The following is a 17,339-nucleotide window of genomic DNA, read 5'->3' as shown; positions in this document are numbered from 1 at the left end:
ATGACATGCTTTGGTTATCATTATAACACTCACTTTTGTATACTCACTGTAATGTGATTTCTCGTCGCTGCTCGCTGTCGAAATGACTATTGTCTTGCCTGTTGTTCTTGCGGCAATAACAACTCATAAATCATCTCGTTTACGGGTGTAGGCACACCTAGTTTTTTACCTTCCTTCACGATATAACCATTGAAGTTTTCTAATTCGCTAGGTTTTCCCGCCATAATATCGCGCTGTGTTGAGGCTGTAGTCTCATGGGCTTGCTTGCTAATGGCTTCAAACATATTTTTAATTGTTTTCTCTGGGAGTATAATTCCTTTTGCTTTTGCCACCTCAAATACTTCTTGCGCGGTTTTGCGCATCAATTCATTTATATATGGCTGCTCTCTCATCACTCCTATAGGAACTCTTGTTAGTCCGCCTATGGCGCTTATGGTTGTTATAAAAAGGAACTTTTGCCAGATGGCTACTTGAATATTATCTGGAACAGCCGCATTAATTCCTGCATCTGTAAATACAGACAGTATTTTTTCTAGGCGTTCCGTCTTACTATTATCCTGTTCTCCAAAGAGTATTGCAGGCGCAATATCTGGATTAGAAATCACTCCTGGCGCTTCAATAAAACTTATCATACGGCAAAGTCCTGCCAGTACTTGTGACTTAGGCACCATCGAATTGAGGACCTCTACATTACTTGCTCCATTTTGTAAAGGCAGATACAAAGTATTTTCATCACAATATTGCAATATACCTTTTACAGCGCTGTCTATTTGATATGACTTCACTCCAAAGATGACTAGGTCTGGCGTTTCAATCTTGCTAAGATTATCTGTTGCCAGATACGGACTAGCTTTAAAGTCTCCTGTTATGCTTTTTACCTCAATACCGTTTTCTTGTATGGCCGTAAGGTGTTCTCCTCTAGCAATCATGGTCACTTTATTTCCAGCAAGTGCGAGTTTACCACCAAAGAATCCTCCCACGCCACCGGCTCCGTAAATCAAAATATGCATCGTTTTATAATTTTATAAGAACTAGAAAATGCTAGTCAGTTTAAAAGTACAGTAAGCGGATTTATTTTTTCTTTATAATATCTTAATTAAAAACTCTAGTATATCTTTGCAAAATCTCAAAGGGGTGCTTTTATACGAAGCTGAGATTATACCCATTGAACCTAGAACAGGTAATGCTGTTTAGGAATGAGGAACATGTCTTTCCAGATAACGCTATACAAATTAGCTTTTCTAGTGTCACCATATTTCTCTTGAGAAGCACCACGGTGCACCCTCTTCAATATGTGCTTATCGCACAGGTATGTAAATGCTAACTCATTTAGAATATTTGCCCTTTGTATTCGTAACTAAACCATATACGGATGAAAAAGATCCTATTGAGTATGATTGCGCTTGCAGGAATTACAGCTAGCGCACAAGAGAAAACAGTGGTAGACACTACAAAAGTAGAGTCACTTGATGAAGTTTTAGTTCGTTCTGTACGAGTAAAAGCCGACTCACCTATTACGCATTCCAACCTTACAAAAAAACAAATTGCAGAGCGCAACTTAGGTCAAGACATTGCCACGCAGCTTAACTTTTTACCAAGTGTAGTAACAACCTCAGATGCAGGTGCGGGAATAGGTTACACAGGTTTTAGAGTGCGCGGTACGGGTAATCAAGGTATCAATGTTACTATAAATGGAATCCCATATAATGATGCAGAGAGTGCAACTACGTTCTTTGTAAATCTTCAAGACTTCAGCTCTTCTGTCGAGAGTTTACAATTGCAACGTGGTGTAGGATCTTCTACTAATGGACCTGGAGCTTTTGGAGCAAGTCTTAATATTCTTACAGATGCAATTTCTAATGAGGCATATGGCGAGATTTCTAACTCTTTTGGGTCTTTTGGGACGCGACGTCACAATGTGAAATTTAGCACAGGCTTGCTTAACGATCACATAGAGATATCTGGTCGTTTATCACAGATCAAATCTGACGGTTACATCGACCGTGCGTCATCTGATCTTAAATCTTACTTTTTGCAAGCAGCATACAAGGATGATAATACGCTTATCAAGCTTATCAACTTTGCAGGATCAGAGGTTACATACCAATCTTGGTTTGGGATAGATGCAGAGACACTAGCCGAAGATAGAACCTTTAACCCTGCGGGACAGTTTACAGATGAGAATGGTGAAACACGCTTTCACGAGAATCAAGTAGATGATTACAAGCAGGATCATTACCAACTACACTGGAACCAGCGTTATGACAATAACTGGAGCACACAGCTCAGTTTAAACTACACCTATGGTAGAGGCTTTTTTGAAGAATATAAAGAGGATGAAGATCTTGCTTTTTACAGTATTTCCCCTGTAGTTATAGGGAGTGAAACCATAGAAACATCAGATATTATAAGACGTCGCTGGCTAGACAATGACTTCTATGTGGCAAGTGCGACGGCAAATTACAAGGACAATAAGATTGACTTTGTAGGTGGTGCTTATGGTAGTATATATGATGGAGACCATTTTGGCGAAGTGATTTGGGCGCGTTTTGCTAGTGATAGTGAGACTGGTGATAACTATTACTTCGGGACTGGGAAGAAAAAAGAATTTTCTGCTTTCGCGAAAGCGAACTATCGCTTCAATTCAAAATGGAGTGGATATTTAGACTTACAGCAGCGCTTTATCTCATACACTACAGACGGAATCAACTCTGACGTTGCCGAATTTATTGTAGACGAAGACTATAGTTTCTTTAACCCAAAAGCAGGTCTTTCTTATAAAATAGACAGCGAAAATCAATTATATGCATCTTTTGCAAGAGCAAATCGCGAACCTAACCGTACAGATTTTGAAAACGGAGCACCGCGTCCAGAGCGTCTTAACGACTGGGAATTAGGATGGAGATACAACACGAGCCGCGTGTCGCTTAATGTAAATGGATATTATATGGGATATCGTGACCAGCTAGTTCTAACTGGAGCACTAGATGACGTAGGAGCACCTATACGTGCAAATAGTGGCGAGAGTTATAGAGCAGGTATCGAAATAGATGCCGCAGTTGCTATTACTGACAAGGTGATGATACAACCTAATCTAGCTTTAAGCACAAATAAGAATAGAGACTTCGTTTTTGAAAGAGATGGTGTATTAACAAACCTAGAACATACAAATATCTCTTATTCTCCAGATGTGGTAGTGGGTAACACCATAAGCTATAAACCTGCTGAAAATTTAAGATTGAGCTTCTTATCAAAATATGTAGGAGAACAATATCTAGGAAACATCGATAGCGACTTTTCAAAGCTAGACAGTTACTTTACAAATGATTTAAATATAAGTTATGAGATAGAGGATGTGTCTGTTTTTAAATCAATTATCCTTAACGGATTAGTAAACAACATCTTTAATATAGACTATGTGTCTAACGGGTATTTCTTTACGTATGATGATGATTTCTCAGTACCTAATGAGATTACAACAATTGAAGGAGCGGGCTATTATCCGCAGGCGGGAATTAACTTCTTAGTAGGAGCTACACTTAAATTTTAAGGGATAAACGACCTTATTATTTAATTTTCGCTATATTTAAGACACTAAAATTAAACAATGTGTAATCAGTTGGGGGACTGAACTACAAATTGTAAGTGAGAAGCCGTCTCTTTTGAGTCGGCTTCTTTTTTTACTTTTAGTTAAATACTGTGATGCTATTACCAGAAGCATTTACTCGGTAATTAAGCATTGTGTATTCTAGCACTTCATTATTAGATTGCCCAGTAAAGAGATTGTAACTATTATCATCATCACACTGGCATTTTACATTAATACCGTCTATTACCATAAGCGAGCAATCATTCGGTGCATGGTTAGGATCTGATGCTTCCCACGCAACAATGCTACTCCCTGTATTAATAACAAAAAGACCACGTATACCTCCGTTTTGAACGTAGATAGGGTTACTTGGAATTTCTAAATCTAATACCTGGATAGCACTCAACTGTGTAGAAAAGTTAACATCTAGTAAGAAAGGATTACGCTGGTTTCCATCATCACTATTTGTGCATGAAAAGCAAAGAGTAGTAAGAAGGACAAAGGTCAATATCTGACGCATAGAAATATTTTTTTTACGCTTTCGCGAAAGCGTGATTTCAATAATTTAGGCTCGCAAGGTACCATAAAACGGTAAAGGATTTAAAATATTTTGTATATTCGTGAGACACGTCCCGAAGAGGGACTTTTTTTATGTGTATGCATAAAATGACAACATTTTTAAACTAATTATACTTAAACCGGATCTATTATGAGTAAGGTAAATTATTATACACCAGAGGGCTTAAAGAAACTCAAGGATGAACTCAATCACCTACGCGATGTAGAGCGCCCTAAGGCATCACAAGATATTGCAGATGCTCGTGACAAAGGAGATTTAAGTGAGAACGCCGAATATGATGCTGCAAAGGAAGCACAAGGTATGCTTGAAATGCGTATTGCAAAACTAGAAAACCTAGCCTCAAATGCACGTATCATTGACGAGTCACAACTAGATACATCTAAAGTACTTGTGCACTCTACGGTAAAAATTAAAAATCAAATTAATGGCGCAACCATGACCTACAAACTTGTAGCTCAAAATGAAGCCGACATTAAAAAGGGACTCATCTCTGTAGACTCACCTATAGGTAAAGGACTACTAGGCAAGGAAGTAGGCGAAGTAGCCGAAATTCAAGTGCCAAGTGGCGTGATGAAATTTGACGTTGTTTCTATCTCAAGGGACTAAGTTGAACTCGAAGTTGAAGTTGAACTCGAAATTAAAATTGAAATTGAACGAGAAGTTGAAAAATGAAGTTGGCTAAATAATTATAACATGAGCGATAAACCTTTCGATTTGAGTGAACTTCTGGAAGATTTTGCTGCTGCGGTTATTATACTTTACAGTAAAAAACCATCTTCATTTGCTGCAGAATACCTCGCAAAACAATTGATAAGATCATCTTGCTCATCTGCTTTAAACTATGGAGAAGCCTTAGGGGCGGGAACCACTAACGACAAAGTTCATAAACTCAGAATTTATTTAAAAGAACTAAGAGAAAGCATGCGCAATCTCAACATTCAAGTTAAAGCAAATATATTATCAGAAAACAATCTCGCATCGCTCAGAAATGAAAACGATCAACTCATAAGAATAATCGTCACCAGAATTAAAAATAGTAAATAAAGAGCTTGTTCGAGTTCAGTTTCAATTTCAATTTCAATTTCAATTTCAAATTATGCCAAGCATTTTTACAAAGATTATAAATAGAGAAATTCCGGGACACATCGTTGCCGAAGATGATAAACACATCGCTATTCTGGATGTAAATCCTAATGCAAAAGGACATACACTTTGTATTCCTAAAAAAGAGGTAAATAAAATATTTGATCTTGAGGAACAAGAATATCTCGACCTCATGCTATTCTCTCGCAAGGTTGCTATCGCACTAGAAAAAGCAGTGCCTTGTAAACGCGTAGGCGTCTCTGTAATAGGTCTTGAAGTTCCTCACGTACATGTACATCTTGTACCGCTACAAACTATGGAAGATATCCAGTTTAAGAAAAAAGTGACACTTACCGATGGAGAATTTAAAGAGCTTGTAGAGGTTATAAAAAGTGAGTTTTAAGACGATTTACAAACTACTAACCAACGCAAAAACTACAATAGCAATGACTGCTAGAGTAATAGCCCCTATTACATAAGTTTGTGACTTTACTTTAAAGAAGGTTTCTTTTTCGGCGCGTTTTAGATTGTACTCATAAAGACGCTCAATATCTTCGGTCCATTTTACGGGATAAATAGGAAATTCACAGTGCTTGCAGTATATCTCTTCACGTACTACATCGGTCGCTTTTTTGACCCAGAAAGTATCTTTCCACTCTTGCTTGAAGCTCAACTCTAGCCCACTATTACTGTAGCATTCTGGGCAGTTGCACTGTAAAATAGTCGTTTGTATGGTCTTTAATTCGGTTGTCATAAAAGAAGTACGATGTATTTGGCTAGTTAGATCTTTCCATGATTCCAGAAAGCGCCAAATTTTGCAGCAAGATTACGGTTTTTGCATCTCTAATCTCTCCATTTTTTAATGCTTTTAACGCTTTCGCGAAAGCGTACTCAATCACAGTGATATCTTCATGTTCTGTTGCCAAACCACCGCCATTACTAACTTTTTGCTCTTCCTCATATGACGCAAGAAACATATGAATGCGCTCTGTGCTTGCACCAGGAGTCATAAAAAAGTCACCCGCTTTTGTAATGTTATCAATGCGATACCCCATCTCCTCCTCTATCTCCCTAATAATCGTTTGTTCTGGAGTCTCATCTTCTATCATCCCTGCACATGCCTCAACGAGAAAACCATCATTCTCATTAAGATATGCTGGCAGTCTAAATTGTTTGATGAGCAATACCGTTTGCCTTTTTACATTATATAGCAGCGCACAAGCTCCATCACCACGATCATACACCTCGCGGCGCACCTGATCCCAAGAGCCATCTTCATTCTGATAGTCAAAATGGACTTTTTTAAGCGTTGCCCACTGATCACTTATAATTTCTTCTTTTATATTTTTTACACGTGTATTCATTCGGCTAGTCGTAGGGAGATTTGCATAGTGGTTCCTTTATTCAATTCTGATTCTAGTACTCTTATGCGTCCGTCATGATACTCCTCAACAATACGTCTTGCGAGGGAAAGTCCAAGACCCCAGCCACGTCTTTTTGTAGTAAAACCTGGTTCAAAAATATTATTAAACTTAGATTTTGGGATTCCTTTACCTGTGTCTGTAATTAGAATTTTGGCAAATCTAGTGTCACGCGAAATTGCGATAGTTAATGCTCCTTTACCCTTCATAGCATCAATTGCATTTTTAATGAGGTTCTCAAAAGTCCACCCATAGAGTTCTTTATTAAGCATCACAGGCAGCTCTCCTTGAGGAACATCTAAGGTGAAATTAATGAGCTTAGAGCTTCTCTTACTCAGATAATCATAGGCTTCCTGTGTCTCTGCTATGATATCTACTTCTTCTAGATCTGGAACAGAGCCTATCTTACTAAAACGATTTGTAATCGTCTCTAGCCTATTGATATCCTTAGTCATCTCTGCAATGTAATCTGGATTTACATTTTCCGTTTTGAGAATTTCTGTCCAACCTACAAGGGATGAAAGTGGTGTACCTATCTGGTGAGCGGTTTCTTTTGCCATACCCGCCCAAAGTAGATTTTGAGCTCCTGCTTTTGAGGTTAAATAATAGAAGTAAATCAATGCCACAAAGAGAATAACAATCACAATAAGCGCAATAGGAAAATACTTAAGCTGATTAATAACAGATGAGTTTCCGTAGTATAAAATCTGACTATCAACTCCGTCATACCCTATTACAATAGGCTCATTAATGAGTGCATACTCCGCTGCGAGACGTTTAAAATCTTCTTGCGAGAGTTTATCTTCTTTATTGATGTTCCTAGGTGTGTAATGGTTTTCTTCTATGCTGTATAAAAGTATAGGGATGGTTCTATTATCACCTATTATAAATTGCTGTAGGGATATAAGCTCATCAGAAACAATGCGTGTATCCCTGTTTCTAGTTTCTAGATTAACATCGCTCGTATTTGCAAAGGCTCTGTAAGCAGCTGCATATATTTCCACTTTAGAACGCTCTGCATCCTTGAGCTGATCAAAAAACAGCGACACATTCCACAAGATGAGTGTGGTAATGATAAGCGAAGCGATGATGATAAACCATCTCGCAATGTGCGGCTGGGCGCTAAAGTTCATAAAAGATTCTTTGTGTTAAAGATACGGGAGAAATTAAAAACGCCGGACCTCCTTATTAATTGCTTGTTGCAATGCCAACTATTAATTTCTACCTATTTCATCTGGGTATAGTGATGGAAGCGCATCACTTTGCCAAAACTCCTTTGTATCCACATCCATGACCGTAAGTGAACCCTTAAAAGCTGCTCCAGTGTCAAGATTCCAGATGTTTGCTTTATTAACAGGAACCAAGGAATTAATACGCGTAGTGGGTGTGTGACCTATATAAATCTCTTCAAATAATTGTAACCGTTTAGGATATAACGGGTCTTCCTTTTTGAGATCCTCTCTCATAGCGCAAGCCATCTCCCAGAGTGTACGATCCCAATAAAATGCGGTACTATGCCACTCGTATTCTGGACCGTTTAAATTTTGAAAACCCGCATGACAGAAAAAGCGATTTTCATCATCTAGATAGTAATCCTCAAAAGTCTTATAAAATTCAATATGCCATTGAATTTCTTGAGCAGATCTCTTTTCATAGCAATCTATTGTACTTTGCCCGCCATGCTGTAACCACTTAGGAGACATTGTTTTTCCTTCTAGCCATTGCTGCACAAGGTCGTCATGATTACCACGTATTAAAGTGACTTTTTTATATTCTTTCTTGATGCGCATTAACTCATCTATAACTGCATCACTCTCACTCCAGCCGTCTACATAATCTCCTAAAAAAATGAGATGATCATCTCGTGTGACATTTGCTCTCTTCATTACCTGCACTAAGGCTCTATAACCTCCATGTATATCTCCGAAAACTAATGTTCTCATACTCTTATTCTTTCTTTTTTAATTTTTCATTCATAACGCACTTTTCTCAGAATACGCATGGCTTCCTTATATCTTCCGTAGACAGCACCATCTAAAACTTTCAAATAAGGTTTCAATTCTACCAGCTTCTGTATGGCTGTTTCAAAACCATTGAGATAACAAATCAAGTAGGTATTAGCTAGATTATATAAATCATTCCACTCCCCTTGATTAAGCTTTATACCTCGTTTCAGTTTATAAAAAATAACATTGTTATTATTAAAAATATGATACAAGGTCTTCTTATCTATCACTGGTGGTTCAAAAATAAGCGTTGTATCAATGGTATAAGTACCGCTTTCGCGAAAGCGTATTACTACCTCTTCTAGTGGATAATATTTAAAGTGCTCTTGTACTCCCAAGTGTACAAATTCTTGAATTTTGAAGCAATCCTCATCATAAGTAATAGTTACCTCATCTAGTGTTGAGTAAAATAGTTTTACTTGTTCATTAATGAGCTCTATATCTACCCGAGAGTAGTACGTCTGACCTTTAACCACTTTTTTATTTCCAGCCCAGCACAACACAAACTGCTCTTTAAACACCTTATAAGTGCTCTCCATGTCCTTATGACGATGATTTACAAAGTCCATTACACCATCAAGCGTGAGACCTATGCTGTTTTTTGCGTGATTTTCTATTGCCGCAACAATCTCACTATTTACATCTACAATATCTGACTTGAACGTCTTAGGCATAGACATACTCCCATCTCTAAAAAACACCGTACCACCCCAATATTTCCAGATATTACGCAGTAACGCTGTAAGCTTATCTTGTGCTCGTATGGTAACAAGTCCCACTACTTTGTCTTGCGGCAAATTAGGAAAAGGAATATTCTCATAAGATATAATAGGAGGATTATCTAAGTATGCATTTATGAGATTCTGCAGTTTGCTGTCATCAAAAAATGGCACACCTATAATAGCATTTTCGCCATCATCTACGCCTATTACTATAAAAGAATTGTTCTTTGGGTTACTGTTAGAAAGCGCACAAATATGCTTTAAAAACTTTGCTTTCCCTTCTTTGTTACTGATGTCAATCTTACGTTTTTTGTCGTAGAAACTGTTCTCGTCATTATGAGCGAGTAAGTTCTTGACAAGAAGGCGTTTATTGATCATCGCATTATTTCATTAGTCAGCTTGCAATCAACTTTTATTTACAATAGTAGAAGATGCTTGTGCCGTACTAAGCACCACGAGATCAGCAATATTTACATGATAAGGTCTTGATACTACAAAATGAATAATATCTGCAATATCTTCTGGTTGTAGGCAATCAAAACCTTGATACACCTTATCTGCTCGCTTGTCATCATTTTTAAAGCGAACTTTACTAAAGTCTGTTTCTACCATTCCAGGATGTATGGCTCCTACTCTGATGTTGAATTTATTTAGATCAATGCGCATCCCTTGATTAATAGCATCTACGGCATGCTTACTTGCGCAATACACATTACCATTAGGGTACACTTCTTTGGCAGCGGTAGACCCTATGTTGATTATATGTCCGCTTTTACGTGCGGTCATTTGTGGAATAATCGCCTTACTCACATAAAGCAATCCTTTTACGTTAATGTCAAGCATAGCGTCCCAATCCTCTATAGATCCGCTTTGTATAGGGTCGAGTCCGTGAGCATTACCTGCGTTATTAATTAGGATATCTATTTGTTTGAAATCTTCTGGTAGGTCTAAAATAGCTTTTTGTACATCCTCATTATTTCTCACATCAAAATTGAGTATCTGTACTTGCACGAGCTTACTTAATTCATTTTTGAGAGTATCAAGTTCTTCTTGACGTCGCCCGCAGAGAATAAGATTTATAGATTCATTTGCAAAGCGTATTGCTGTGGCTCTACCTATCCCGCTGGTTGCGCCTGTTATAAGTGCTGTTTTCATTTCTTTTGAGGTTTTTTTTATTTTATAATCTACGCTACTTCTTCTCCTGTACTAGCTTCCAGCAGTTCAAACCAATCTTTTCTTTCAAGATTAATCGCTACTGCTGCTACAGCATTTGTGATGCGGTCTTTACTTGTAGTCCCTATAACTGGATGAATATTTGCTGGGTGTTTGAGCAACCATGCTAACAGTAGTTGGTCTTCAGTTGCGTTATACTTATCGCCTAGTTCCTTCAATTTTTTCTTAATGCGCATATTCTGTGGAGTGTCTTCTCTAAAAACAGAACCCAGCGGACTCCAACTCATTGGCGTGATTTGATGAGCCATCATATAATCTAGCGTTCCGTCTGTAAGTGAAGAACGCTCAGTGATAGAAATCTCAATTTGATTTGCGCTTACCTTACTTTTTGTTGCCACTAAGTCTACGCCTCGCGGTGTAAAATTAGATACTCCAAAATCCTTAATCTTGCCTTGGTGTTGTAATTGGCTCACTGCCTCATGAACTTCATCTGGCTCAAGTAGCGGACTAGGTCTGTGTAATAAAAATAAATCTAGGTATTCAGTACGCAGCTCTTTCAGTGACCTTTCGGCACTTGAGATGATGTACTCTTTATCATATTGATAATGTTTGATGGTATTTTCTGCTCGTGCATCGCCTTTCATTTGGATACCGCATTTGCTTATGATTTGTATATGGTCTCTGGAGATATTCGCTTTCGCGAAAGCGTTACCCCATTCACCCTCTGTCGTGTAATCACCATAAATATCTGCATGATCAAAAGTGGTAATGCCTTTCTCTAAACAATGGTTCATAGTCTCAATCATTTGCTGCTGATTGAATTGCTTACCCCACACACCCCACGTCATGCAACCTTGAATAATTCTTGAAAATTTCATTATCGTTTTTTAATTTGCGTTCAGAATAAAATTACCGCTTTTAAAACTAGCCAAATGTGTGCGAAGCCCTTTATTTTCCTTTATTTTTAACCAAATGTTAACAAGCTTTATTGGAATAAAATGTGATTTTGCGACGTTAGAAGTATCTGCTTAATAGAATTTGAAATTATGGAAGAAAATACTACTGCTATTGATATACAGGCTATCAATGAGAAGATAGAAAGAGAGAGTGCCTTTGTAGACATTCTCGCAATGGAAATGAACAAGGTAATCGTAGGTCAAAAACACATGATTGAGCGTTTACTTATAGGTCTTTTAGGTCGTGGTCATATTCTCTTAGAAGGAGTTCCAGGTCTTGCAAAAACACTAGCGATTAATACGCTTGCACAAGCCGTAGACGGATCTTTCTCTCGTATACAGTTTACTCCAGATTTACTTCCAGCAGATGTAGTGGGAACACTTATCTATAACATGAAGCTTGCAGACTTTAGCATCAAGAAGGGTCCTATTTTTGCAAACTTTGTGCTTGCAGATGAGATTAACCGTGCTCCTGCCAAAGTGCAATCTGCACTGCTAGAGGCGATGCAAGAAAAGCAAGTAACCATAGGTGATGAAACCTTTGTTCTTGATAAACCATTCTTAGTAATGGCAACTCAAAACCCTGTAGAGCAAGAAGGTACTTACCCACTTCCAGAAGCACAAATAGACCGTTTTATGCTTAAAACGGTAATTGATTACCCAACAATAGCAGACGAACAACTCATTATACGCCAAAACTTAAAGGGTTCTTATGAAAAAGTAAATCCTGTAGTTACAGTGGCGCAAATTTTACGTGCACAAGAAGCTGTAAAAGAAGTATACATGGATGAAAAAATTGAGAAGTACATTCTCGATATCATCTTTGCAACTCGCTACCCAGAAAATTATGGACTAGCAGATCTTAAGCCTCTTATTAATTTTGGAGCATCTCCTCGTGGTAGTATTAACCTTGCAACTGCTGCAAAGTGTTATGCTTTTATAAAGCGTAGAGGGTATGTAATTCCAGAAGATGTAAGAGCCGTCGTACACGATATCTTACGCCACCGTATAGGAATCACCTATGAGGCAGAAGCAGAAAACATCACCTCTGTAGATATCATCAACAAGATTGTAAATCAGATTGAAGTACCATAGTCTTTAGATAAAAAGACCATTTGTAACCCTCATACTATTACATAAAAGGCAAGAAGAACCATTGGATACTAAGGAACTCTTAAAGAAAGTACGCAAGATTGAGATAAAGACACGTAGACTGTCTGATCATATCTTTGGTGGTGAGTACCACTCTACTTTTAAAGGACGTGGTATGACTTTTTCTGAGGTGCGCCAGTATCAATTTGGTGATGATGTACGTAACATCGATTGGAATGTAACCGCTCGCTATAGCGAACCTTACATTAAAGTCTTTGAAGAGGAGCGCGAGCTCACCATGATGCTCGTAGCAGATGTGTCTGGGTCAGAATTTTTTGGTACAGATAAGCAATTTAAAAGCGAGATTGTGACAGAAGTTGCTGCGACGCTAGCCTTTAGCGCCATGCAGAATAACGATAAAATAGGTCTCATCCTTTTTACAGATGAGATAGAATTATTTATACCTCCTAAAAAAGGAAAGTCCCACGTACTCCGCATCATACGCGAACTACTAGAATTTAAGCCAAAATCCAAGAAAACAGACCTTTCTCAAGCTATTAAATACTTGAGTAATGTAATGAAGAAGAAAGCAATTGTTTTTGTGCTTTCAGACTTTATTACAGATGGTTATGAGCAAACGATGAAAATCGCTGCAAATAAACATGATATTACAGGCATACGCATTTATGATGAGCGCGAGGAAAGCATCCCAAGTCTAGGTATTGTACAGATGGAAGATGAAGAAACTGGCGAACTCATGCTTGTAAATACAAGTTCAAAAAAAGTGCGTAGCGATTACAGTAATTATTACCGAGAGCGTGTAGATTATTTTAAAGAAACCTTTAAACGTAGCGGTGCAGGAGTGATAGATGTAAGGACAGATGAGAGCTATGTAAAGAAGCTACTAGGCTATTTCAAGAGAAGAGGATAAGGTTAAAATAAAAAGTTTAGATTACAACAATTAATGAATAACAACGTAACATACATAACAACTCCTAAGAATGCGATTCTTCGTGCGTTATCGTTATTCTTATTGCTATTTATTCCCTCACTTCACGTTCATTCGCAAGATGATGTACGTGCCACCATAGATTCTACAAGTATTCTCATAGGCCAGCAAATCAATTACATCATTGAGGCGCTAGCAAATGATGGTGAAGCTGTTATTTTTCCAGAAGGACAGACTTTTAGTCCGCTGGAGGTTATTGAGAGTTATGCGATTGATACAGCAAGTTCTACCTCTGCTAGAATGAAGCTTATTAAAAAATATGGCTTGACACAGTTTGACAGTGGTCGTTATGTAATCCCAAAACAAAAAGTAATTATAGGCACAAGAACGGTTGAAACAGACACCTTTCTTGTTGAGGTAAATAATGTGATTCTTGACACCGTAAATCAGGGATTATATGACATTAAACCTATTATAGACCTACCAAGAGACTATAGCAACTGGTGGAAATATCTGTTATGGATTATACCAGTAGTGGTAGCGATTTCATTATTCTTATGGTGGTTATTACGTCGCAACAAGAAACAAAAAGAAGCAGAGCAATACATCCCTCCTTTTGAGCAAGCAATGGCTACTCTTACAGAGCTAGATAGTAAAAACCTCATTGCCGAAGCTAAGTACAAAGAATACTACTCTGTACTCACAGACGCCATACGTCGCTATTATGAGGAAAAGGTGTACGATCGTTCTATGGAAAGCACCACAGACGAGCTTATTGCCCGTCTTGAGATGGAACGCGATAGTGGTCATATCGATTTTAGCAAGCATACTATTGCTAGTATTAAAGATATTTTTAAACGTGCAGACCTTGTAAAATTTGCGCGTGTGAATCCGCCAGAAGGAAAGGCACAAGCAGATAGAATTGCTGTAGAAGATATTGTAAAACAAACTAGAGAAGCATTACCACCTCCTACTGTTGAGGAATTAATGATGCAGGAAGATTACAGAGAGGAGCTTTCGCGAAAGCGTAAAAGGAAACTTTGGCTTTCTGGAATAGGCGGTATCCTCGCAATTTTACTACTAGCTACAGGAATAGGAATCGCTGTCAAAGGATATAGTGAAGTGAAGGATTTTGTCTTTGGAAACATGACAAGAGAGCTTGCTGAAGGTAACTGGATCACGAGTGAATATGGTATCCCTTCTATGGTAATAAGTACTCCAAAGGTTCTTACACGTCAAGAAGTACCATTACCACCAGAGGCTCAAGGAAAGATTGAAGCAACAGCATTTGGATGGCAAACCTTTCCTGCAAACGTGACTATTGGTGTGTACCAATTTAAGTTCCCAAAAGGCGCCGATGTAAAAGTAGAACAATTGATATCTAGCCAACTTGCTATGTTTGAAGCAAACGGATTCTCGGCAGATATTCTTAAGAGTGAGAAGTTTGCTACACCAAATGGTGCAGAAGGAATAAAAACTTTTGGTAGTGGCTCGCAGGTTATTGATCAGGAAAAAGGAACTGTAGATGCTGGAGAGTATGCATTCATAACATTCCAAGCAGAAAATGTGATTCAGCAACTATTCATTAGTTGGCACGATGAAGATCCCTACGGAAAAGAAATCGCAGAGCGCGTGATGCAAAGTATCGAACTCCAGGCAAAAGAAAAAGAAGAGAACTAATGCTAAGCAATTTTGAATTTACTAATCCTGAGTTTTTCTGGCTGTTTCTAGCACTGCCAGTTGCCATTGCTTGGTATATATGGAAACGCAAGAAGCAAACCCCAGCGGTAAAGCTTTCAAGCATCAAAGGTTTTAAAACTGGAAGCAGCTTACTACCTAAACTTAGACCATTATTATTTATACTACGTCTTGCTGCATTAAGCTTAATAATCGTTGCACTAGCGAGACCTCGAAATGTGGAAGTATCTACTAAGACAAAGACTACAAAGGGAATCGATATTGTAATCGCAATAGACGTATCTGCCAGTATGCTGGCAAAAGATTTACGCCCTAATAGACTAGAAGCTCTTAAAAAGGTAGCTGCCAGCTTTATAAATGGACGTCCTAATGATCGTATAGGTCTTATAGAATATGCAGGTGAGAGTTTTACAAAAACACCGATTACCAGTGATAAGAGTATTGTACTAAGTGCACTTAAAAGTATTCAATACAATAACATTATAGAAGGAGGAACTGCTATAGGTATGGGACTCGCCACTGGTGTAAACCGTCTTAAAGACAGTAAGGCACTAAGCAAGGTGATTATTTTAATGACAGACGGTGAGAATAACGCAGGGCAGATAGATCCTCGTATCGCTGCAGAGCTTGCTCAAGAATTTGGCATTAAAGTATATACTATTGGGATGGGAACAAACGGGATGGCGTTATCACCGTACGCTCGTAATGCAAATGGAACTTTTGTGTACGAGAATATCCAAGTAACCATTGATGAGGAGCTACTAGAAGAAATTGCAGCCACCACCGGCGGACAATATTTTAGAGCTACTAATAATGAGAAGCTACAAGAAATCTATGATGAGATAGATAAGCTTGAACGTACGGATGTAGAGGAGTTTAAATACACCAACTATGAAGAAAAATATCGCCCGCTTATATTACTCGCTGGGTTATTACTACTCATAGAATTACTGTTGAAATATACAGTATTCAAGAGTTTTGTTTAAAAATAAATAGCGCTTCAAGAAAGCAACTATGTATCTATTAGAAGAAAAAATATGGTTTTGGTTACTGCTCGCTATTCCGGCGGTGATACTCTTGTACCTTGGTGTAATTATCTGGCAACGCAGTGCACAGAAGAAATTTGCCAATGCTAAGTTACTTAAGAAACTGAGCCCAAACAGGTCTTACTTTAAGACTGGTCTTAAAGTATTAGTAGTATGTTTTGCCATATTATTTCTAGTTGTAGGGCTTGTAAATCCTAAAATAGGGACTAAACTAGAAACGGTAAAAAGAGAAGGTGTAGATGTTGTGTTTGCCATAGATGTATCAAAATCTATGCTTGCGGAAGATATAGCTCCCAATCGAATAGAAAAATCAAAACAGCTCGTAACTCAGATTATTAATAATCTAGGCAGTGACCGTATAGGAATCATCGCATATGCTGGTAGTGCTTATCCACAGCTTCCTATTACTACAGATTATAGTAGTGCAAAGCTCTTCTTGAGCCAGATGAACACAGATATGTTATCTAGTCAAGGAACAGCTATCGGGGAAGCAATCGAACTTGCCAAAACCTACTATAACGACGAAGAACAAACCAATAGAGTATTGTTTATAATTTCTGACGGTGAGGATCACGTAGGTGAATCTTCTAATATAGCAGAGCAAGCAAATGATGAAGGTATCCGCATTTTTACAATTGGCGTAGGAAAATCAGAAGGAGGGCCCATTCCATTAAAACGAAATGGTATCGTACAATCTTATAAAAAAGATCAAAATGGCGAGACTGTAATTACGCGTCTGGATGATACTACTTTAAAAGAGATTGCTTCTGGAGCAAATGGAGAATACATTGACGGAAGCAACACCGCCACTGTAGTAGAAACGGTACAGAATTTGCTTAACGGAATGGATAAGAAAGAGTTTGAAGCAAAGCAATTTGCAGATTTTGAAGATCAGTTTCAATGGTTTTTGGGAGCTGGATTATTACTATTGTTTTTAGACATCTTTTTACTAGAACGTAAGACTAGTTGGCTTAAAAAACTAAACCTATTCAACGATAATTAAACATCCTCACCAAACCGCTCC

General features: G+C 38.1%; 18 protein-coding genes and 1 riboswitch. Of the genes, 9 read left to right on the top strand and 9 right to left on the bottom strand.

What is annotated here, in order from left to right; translation table 11 throughout:
• Nucleotides 1-86: 86 nt before the first annotated feature.
• On the bottom strand, nucleotides 87-1,010 hold the full coding sequence (locus tag KRODI_RS06725; protein ID WP_013750839.1) for a ketopantoate reductase family protein: 924 nt from the start codon (nucleotides 1,008-1,010) through the stop codon (nucleotides 87-89).
• Nucleotides 1,011-1,120: 110 nt separating this feature from the next.
• Nucleotides 1,121-1,213: riboswitch (TPP riboswitch) on the top strand.
• A gap of 159 nt (nucleotides 1,214-1,372) precedes the next feature.
• Between KRODI_RS06725 and KRODI_RS06720 the strand changes: the two genes are divergently transcribed.
• On the top strand, nucleotides 1,373-3,550 hold the full coding sequence (locus KRODI_RS06720) for a TonB-dependent receptor (RefSeq protein ID WP_041295649.1): 2,178 nt from the start codon (nucleotides 1,373-1,375) through the stop codon (nucleotides 3,548-3,550).
• A gap of 136 nt (nucleotides 3,551-3,686) precedes the next feature.
• Here KRODI_RS06720 and KRODI_RS06715 read toward each other — a convergent pair whose 3' ends face one another.
• Nucleotides 3,687-4,109: a hypothetical protein gene (locus KRODI_RS06715; RefSeq protein ID WP_013750837.1), complete on the bottom strand. Its 423-nt coding sequence runs from the start codon at nucleotides 4,107-4,109 to the stop codon at nucleotides 3,687-3,689.
• A gap of 189 nt (nucleotides 4,110-4,298) precedes the next feature.
• Here KRODI_RS06715 and greA point away from each other — a divergent pair, with 189 nt between their 5' ends.
• The 3 genes from greA to KRODI_RS06700 all read left to right on the top strand — a co-directional run bounded on the left by greA (nucleotide 4,299) and on the right by KRODI_RS06700 (nucleotide 5,655).
• Nucleotides 4,299-4,775 (top strand): transcription elongation factor GreA, encoded by a 477-nt coding sequence (greA, locus tag KRODI_RS06710; protein WP_013750836.1) that lies wholly within the window; start codon nucleotides 4,299-4,301, stop codon nucleotides 4,773-4,775.
• Between the two features lie 87 nt (nucleotides 4,776-4,862).
• Nucleotides 4,863-5,213 carry a four helix bundle protein gene (locus KRODI_RS06705; protein WP_013750835.1) on the top strand — a complete coding sequence of 117 codons (351 nt, stop codon included), beginning with the start codon at nucleotides 4,863-4,865 and terminating at the stop codon, nucleotides 5,211-5,213.
• A gap of 52 nt (nucleotides 5,214-5,265) precedes the next feature.
• Nucleotides 5,266-5,655 (top strand): HIT family protein, encoded by a 390-nt coding sequence (locus tag KRODI_RS06700; RefSeq protein WP_013750834.1) that lies wholly within the window; start codon nucleotides 5,266-5,268, stop codon nucleotides 5,653-5,655.
• Between the two features lie 6 nt (nucleotides 5,656-5,661).
• Here KRODI_RS06700 and KRODI_RS06695 read toward each other — a convergent pair whose 3' ends face one another.
• The 7 genes from KRODI_RS06695 to KRODI_RS06665 all read right to left on the bottom strand — a co-directional run bounded on the left by KRODI_RS06695 (nucleotide 5,662) and on the right by KRODI_RS06665 (nucleotide 11,452).
• Nucleotides 5,662-6,006, bottom strand: coding sequence for a hypothetical protein (locus KRODI_RS06695; protein ID WP_013750833.1), 345 nt, complete (start codon nucleotides 6,004-6,006; stop codon nucleotides 5,662-5,664).
• Nucleotides 6,007-6,028: 22 nt separating this feature from the next.
• A complete protein-coding gene (locus KRODI_RS06690) occupies nucleotides 6,029-6,616 on the bottom strand; it encodes an NUDIX domain-containing protein (RefSeq protein ID WP_013750832.1) in 588 nt (195 codons plus the stop codon).
• A complete protein-coding gene (locus KRODI_RS06685) occupies nucleotides 6,613-7,806 on the bottom strand; it encodes a sensor histidine kinase (protein WP_013750831.1) in 1,194 nt (397 codons plus the stop codon). The genes KRODI_RS06690 and KRODI_RS06685 overlap by 4 nt, the downstream gene beginning before the upstream one ends.
• An 81-nt stretch (nucleotides 7,807-7,887) precedes the next feature.
• The gene (locus KRODI_RS06680; protein ID WP_013750830.1) at nucleotides 7,888-8,616 is read right to left on the bottom strand and encodes a metallophosphoesterase family protein; all 729 of its coding nucleotides are present in this window, start codon (nucleotides 8,614-8,616) and stop codon (nucleotides 7,888-7,890) included.
• Nucleotides 8,617-8,642: 26 nt separating this feature from the next.
• The gene (locus tag KRODI_RS06675) at nucleotides 8,643-9,779 is read right to left on the bottom strand and encodes an ATP-binding protein (protein ID WP_013750829.1); all 1,137 of its coding nucleotides are present in this window, start codon (nucleotides 9,777-9,779) and stop codon (nucleotides 8,643-8,645) included.
• Between the two features lie 27 nt (nucleotides 9,780-9,806).
• Nucleotides 9,807-10,556 (bottom strand): SDR family NAD(P)-dependent oxidoreductase, encoded by a 750-nt coding sequence (locus KRODI_RS06670; RefSeq protein ID WP_013750828.1) that lies wholly within the window; start codon nucleotides 10,554-10,556, stop codon nucleotides 9,807-9,809.
• A gap of 29 nt (nucleotides 10,557-10,585) precedes the next feature.
• Nucleotides 10,586-11,452 (bottom strand): aldo/keto reductase family oxidoreductase, encoded by an 867-nt coding sequence (locus KRODI_RS06665; protein WP_013750827.1) that lies wholly within the window; start codon nucleotides 11,450-11,452, stop codon nucleotides 10,586-10,588.
• 168 nt (nucleotides 11,453-11,620) lie between these two features.
• Here KRODI_RS06665 and KRODI_RS06660 point away from each other — a divergent pair, with 168 nt between their 5' ends.
• The 5 genes from KRODI_RS06660 (at nucleotide 11,621) to KRODI_RS06640 (ending at nucleotide 17,318) form a co-directional block, all read left to right on the top strand.
• Nucleotides 11,621-12,625, top strand: coding sequence for an AAA family ATPase (locus tag KRODI_RS06660; protein ID WP_013750826.1), 1,005 nt, complete (start codon nucleotides 11,621-11,623; stop codon nucleotides 12,623-12,625).
• A gap of 61 nt (nucleotides 12,626-12,686) precedes the next feature.
• Entirely contained in the window at nucleotides 12,687-13,553 is an 867-nt protein-coding gene (locus tag KRODI_RS06655) for a DUF58 domain-containing protein (RefSeq protein ID WP_013750825.1), read from the top strand.
• 33 nt (nucleotides 13,554-13,586) lie between these two features.
• On the top strand, nucleotides 13,587-15,251 hold the full coding sequence (locus KRODI_RS06650; protein ID WP_013750824.1) for a hypothetical protein: 1,665 nt from the start codon (nucleotides 13,587-13,589) through the stop codon (nucleotides 15,249-15,251).
• A complete protein-coding gene (locus tag KRODI_RS06645; RefSeq protein ID WP_013750823.1) occupies nucleotides 15,251-16,255 on the top strand; it encodes a vWA domain-containing protein in 1,005 nt (334 codons plus the stop codon). Before KRODI_RS06650 ends, KRODI_RS06645 begins: the two co-directional genes overlap by 1 nt.
• A 28-nt stretch (nucleotides 16,256-16,283) precedes the next feature.
• Complete coding sequence (locus KRODI_RS06640; RefSeq protein WP_013750822.1) at nucleotides 16,284-17,318, top strand: vWA domain-containing protein; 1,035 nt, start codon at nucleotides 16,284-16,286, stop codon at nucleotides 17,316-17,318.
• The last annotated feature ends 21 nt before the right edge of the window (nucleotides 17,319-17,339 follow it).

This window comes from Dokdonia sp. 4H-3-7-5, assembly GCF_000212355.1.
In the GTDB taxonomy this organism is placed as follows: Bacteria; Bacteroidota; Bacteroidia; order Flavobacteriales; family Flavobacteriaceae; genus Dokdonia.
This window is presented reverse-complemented; position numbering and strand designations above follow the sequence as displayed.

Excerpts from the sequence above, each read along its gene's own strand:
- KRODI_RS06685 (WP_013750831.1), bottom strand. The coding sequence starts at position 7,806 with ATGAACTTTAGCGCCCAGCCGCACATTGCGAGATGGTTTATCATCATC.
- KRODI_RS06695 (WP_013750833.1), bottom strand. The coding sequence starts at position 6,006 with ATGACAACCGAATTAAAGACCATACAAACGACTATTTTACAGTGCAAC.
- KRODI_RS06660 (WP_013750826.1), top strand. The coding sequence starts at position 11,621 with ATGGAAGAAAATACTACTGCTATTGATATACAGGCTATCAATGAGAAG.
- KRODI_RS06665 (WP_013750827.1), bottom strand. The coding sequence starts at position 11,452 with ATGAAATTTTCAAGAATTATTCAAGGTTGCATGACGTGGGGTGTGTGG.
- greA (WP_013750836.1), top strand. The coding sequence starts at position 4,299 with ATGAGTAAGGTAAATTATTATACACCAGAGGGCTTAAAGAAACTCAAG.
- KRODI_RS06675 (WP_013750829.1), bottom strand. The coding sequence starts at position 9,779 with ATGATCAATAAACGCCTTCTTGTCAAGAACTTACTCGCTCATAATGAC.
- KRODI_RS06700 (WP_013750834.1), top strand. The coding sequence starts at position 5,266 with ATGCCAAGCATTTTTACAAAGATTATAAATAGAGAAATTCCGGGACAC.
- KRODI_RS06680 (WP_013750830.1), bottom strand. The coding sequence starts at position 8,616 with ATGAGAACATTAGTTTTCGGAGATATACATGGAGGTTATAGAGCCTTA.
- KRODI_RS06720 (WP_041295649.1), top strand. The coding sequence starts at position 1,373 with ATGAAAAAGATCCTATTGAGTATGATTGCGCTTGCAGGAATTACAGCT.
- KRODI_RS06640 (WP_013750822.1), top strand. The coding sequence starts at position 16,284 with ATGTATCTATTAGAAGAAAAAATATGGTTTTGGTTACTGCTCGCTATT.
- KRODI_RS06690 (WP_013750832.1), bottom strand. The coding sequence starts at position 6,616 with ATGAATACACGTGTAAAAAATATAAAAGAAGAAATTATAAGTGATCAG.
- KRODI_RS06645 (WP_013750823.1), top strand. The coding sequence starts at position 15,251 with ATGCTAAGCAATTTTGAATTTACTAATCCTGAGTTTTTCTGGCTGTTT.
- KRODI_RS06670 (WP_013750828.1), bottom strand. The coding sequence starts at position 10,556 with ATGAAAACAGCACTTATAACAGGCGCAACCAGCGGGATAGGTAGAGCC.
- KRODI_RS06715 (WP_013750837.1), bottom strand. The coding sequence starts at position 4,109 with ATGCGTCAGATATTGACCTTTGTCCTTCTTACTACTCTTTGCTTTTCA.
- KRODI_RS06705 (WP_013750835.1), top strand. The coding sequence starts at position 4,863 with ATGAGCGATAAACCTTTCGATTTGAGTGAACTTCTGGAAGATTTTGCT.
- KRODI_RS06650 (WP_013750824.1), top strand. The coding sequence starts at position 13,587 with ATGAATAACAACGTAACATACATAACAACTCCTAAGAATGCGATTCTT.
- KRODI_RS06725 (WP_013750839.1), bottom strand. The coding sequence starts at position 1,010 with ATGCATATTTTGATTTACGGAGCCGGTGGCGTGGGAGGATTCTTTGGT.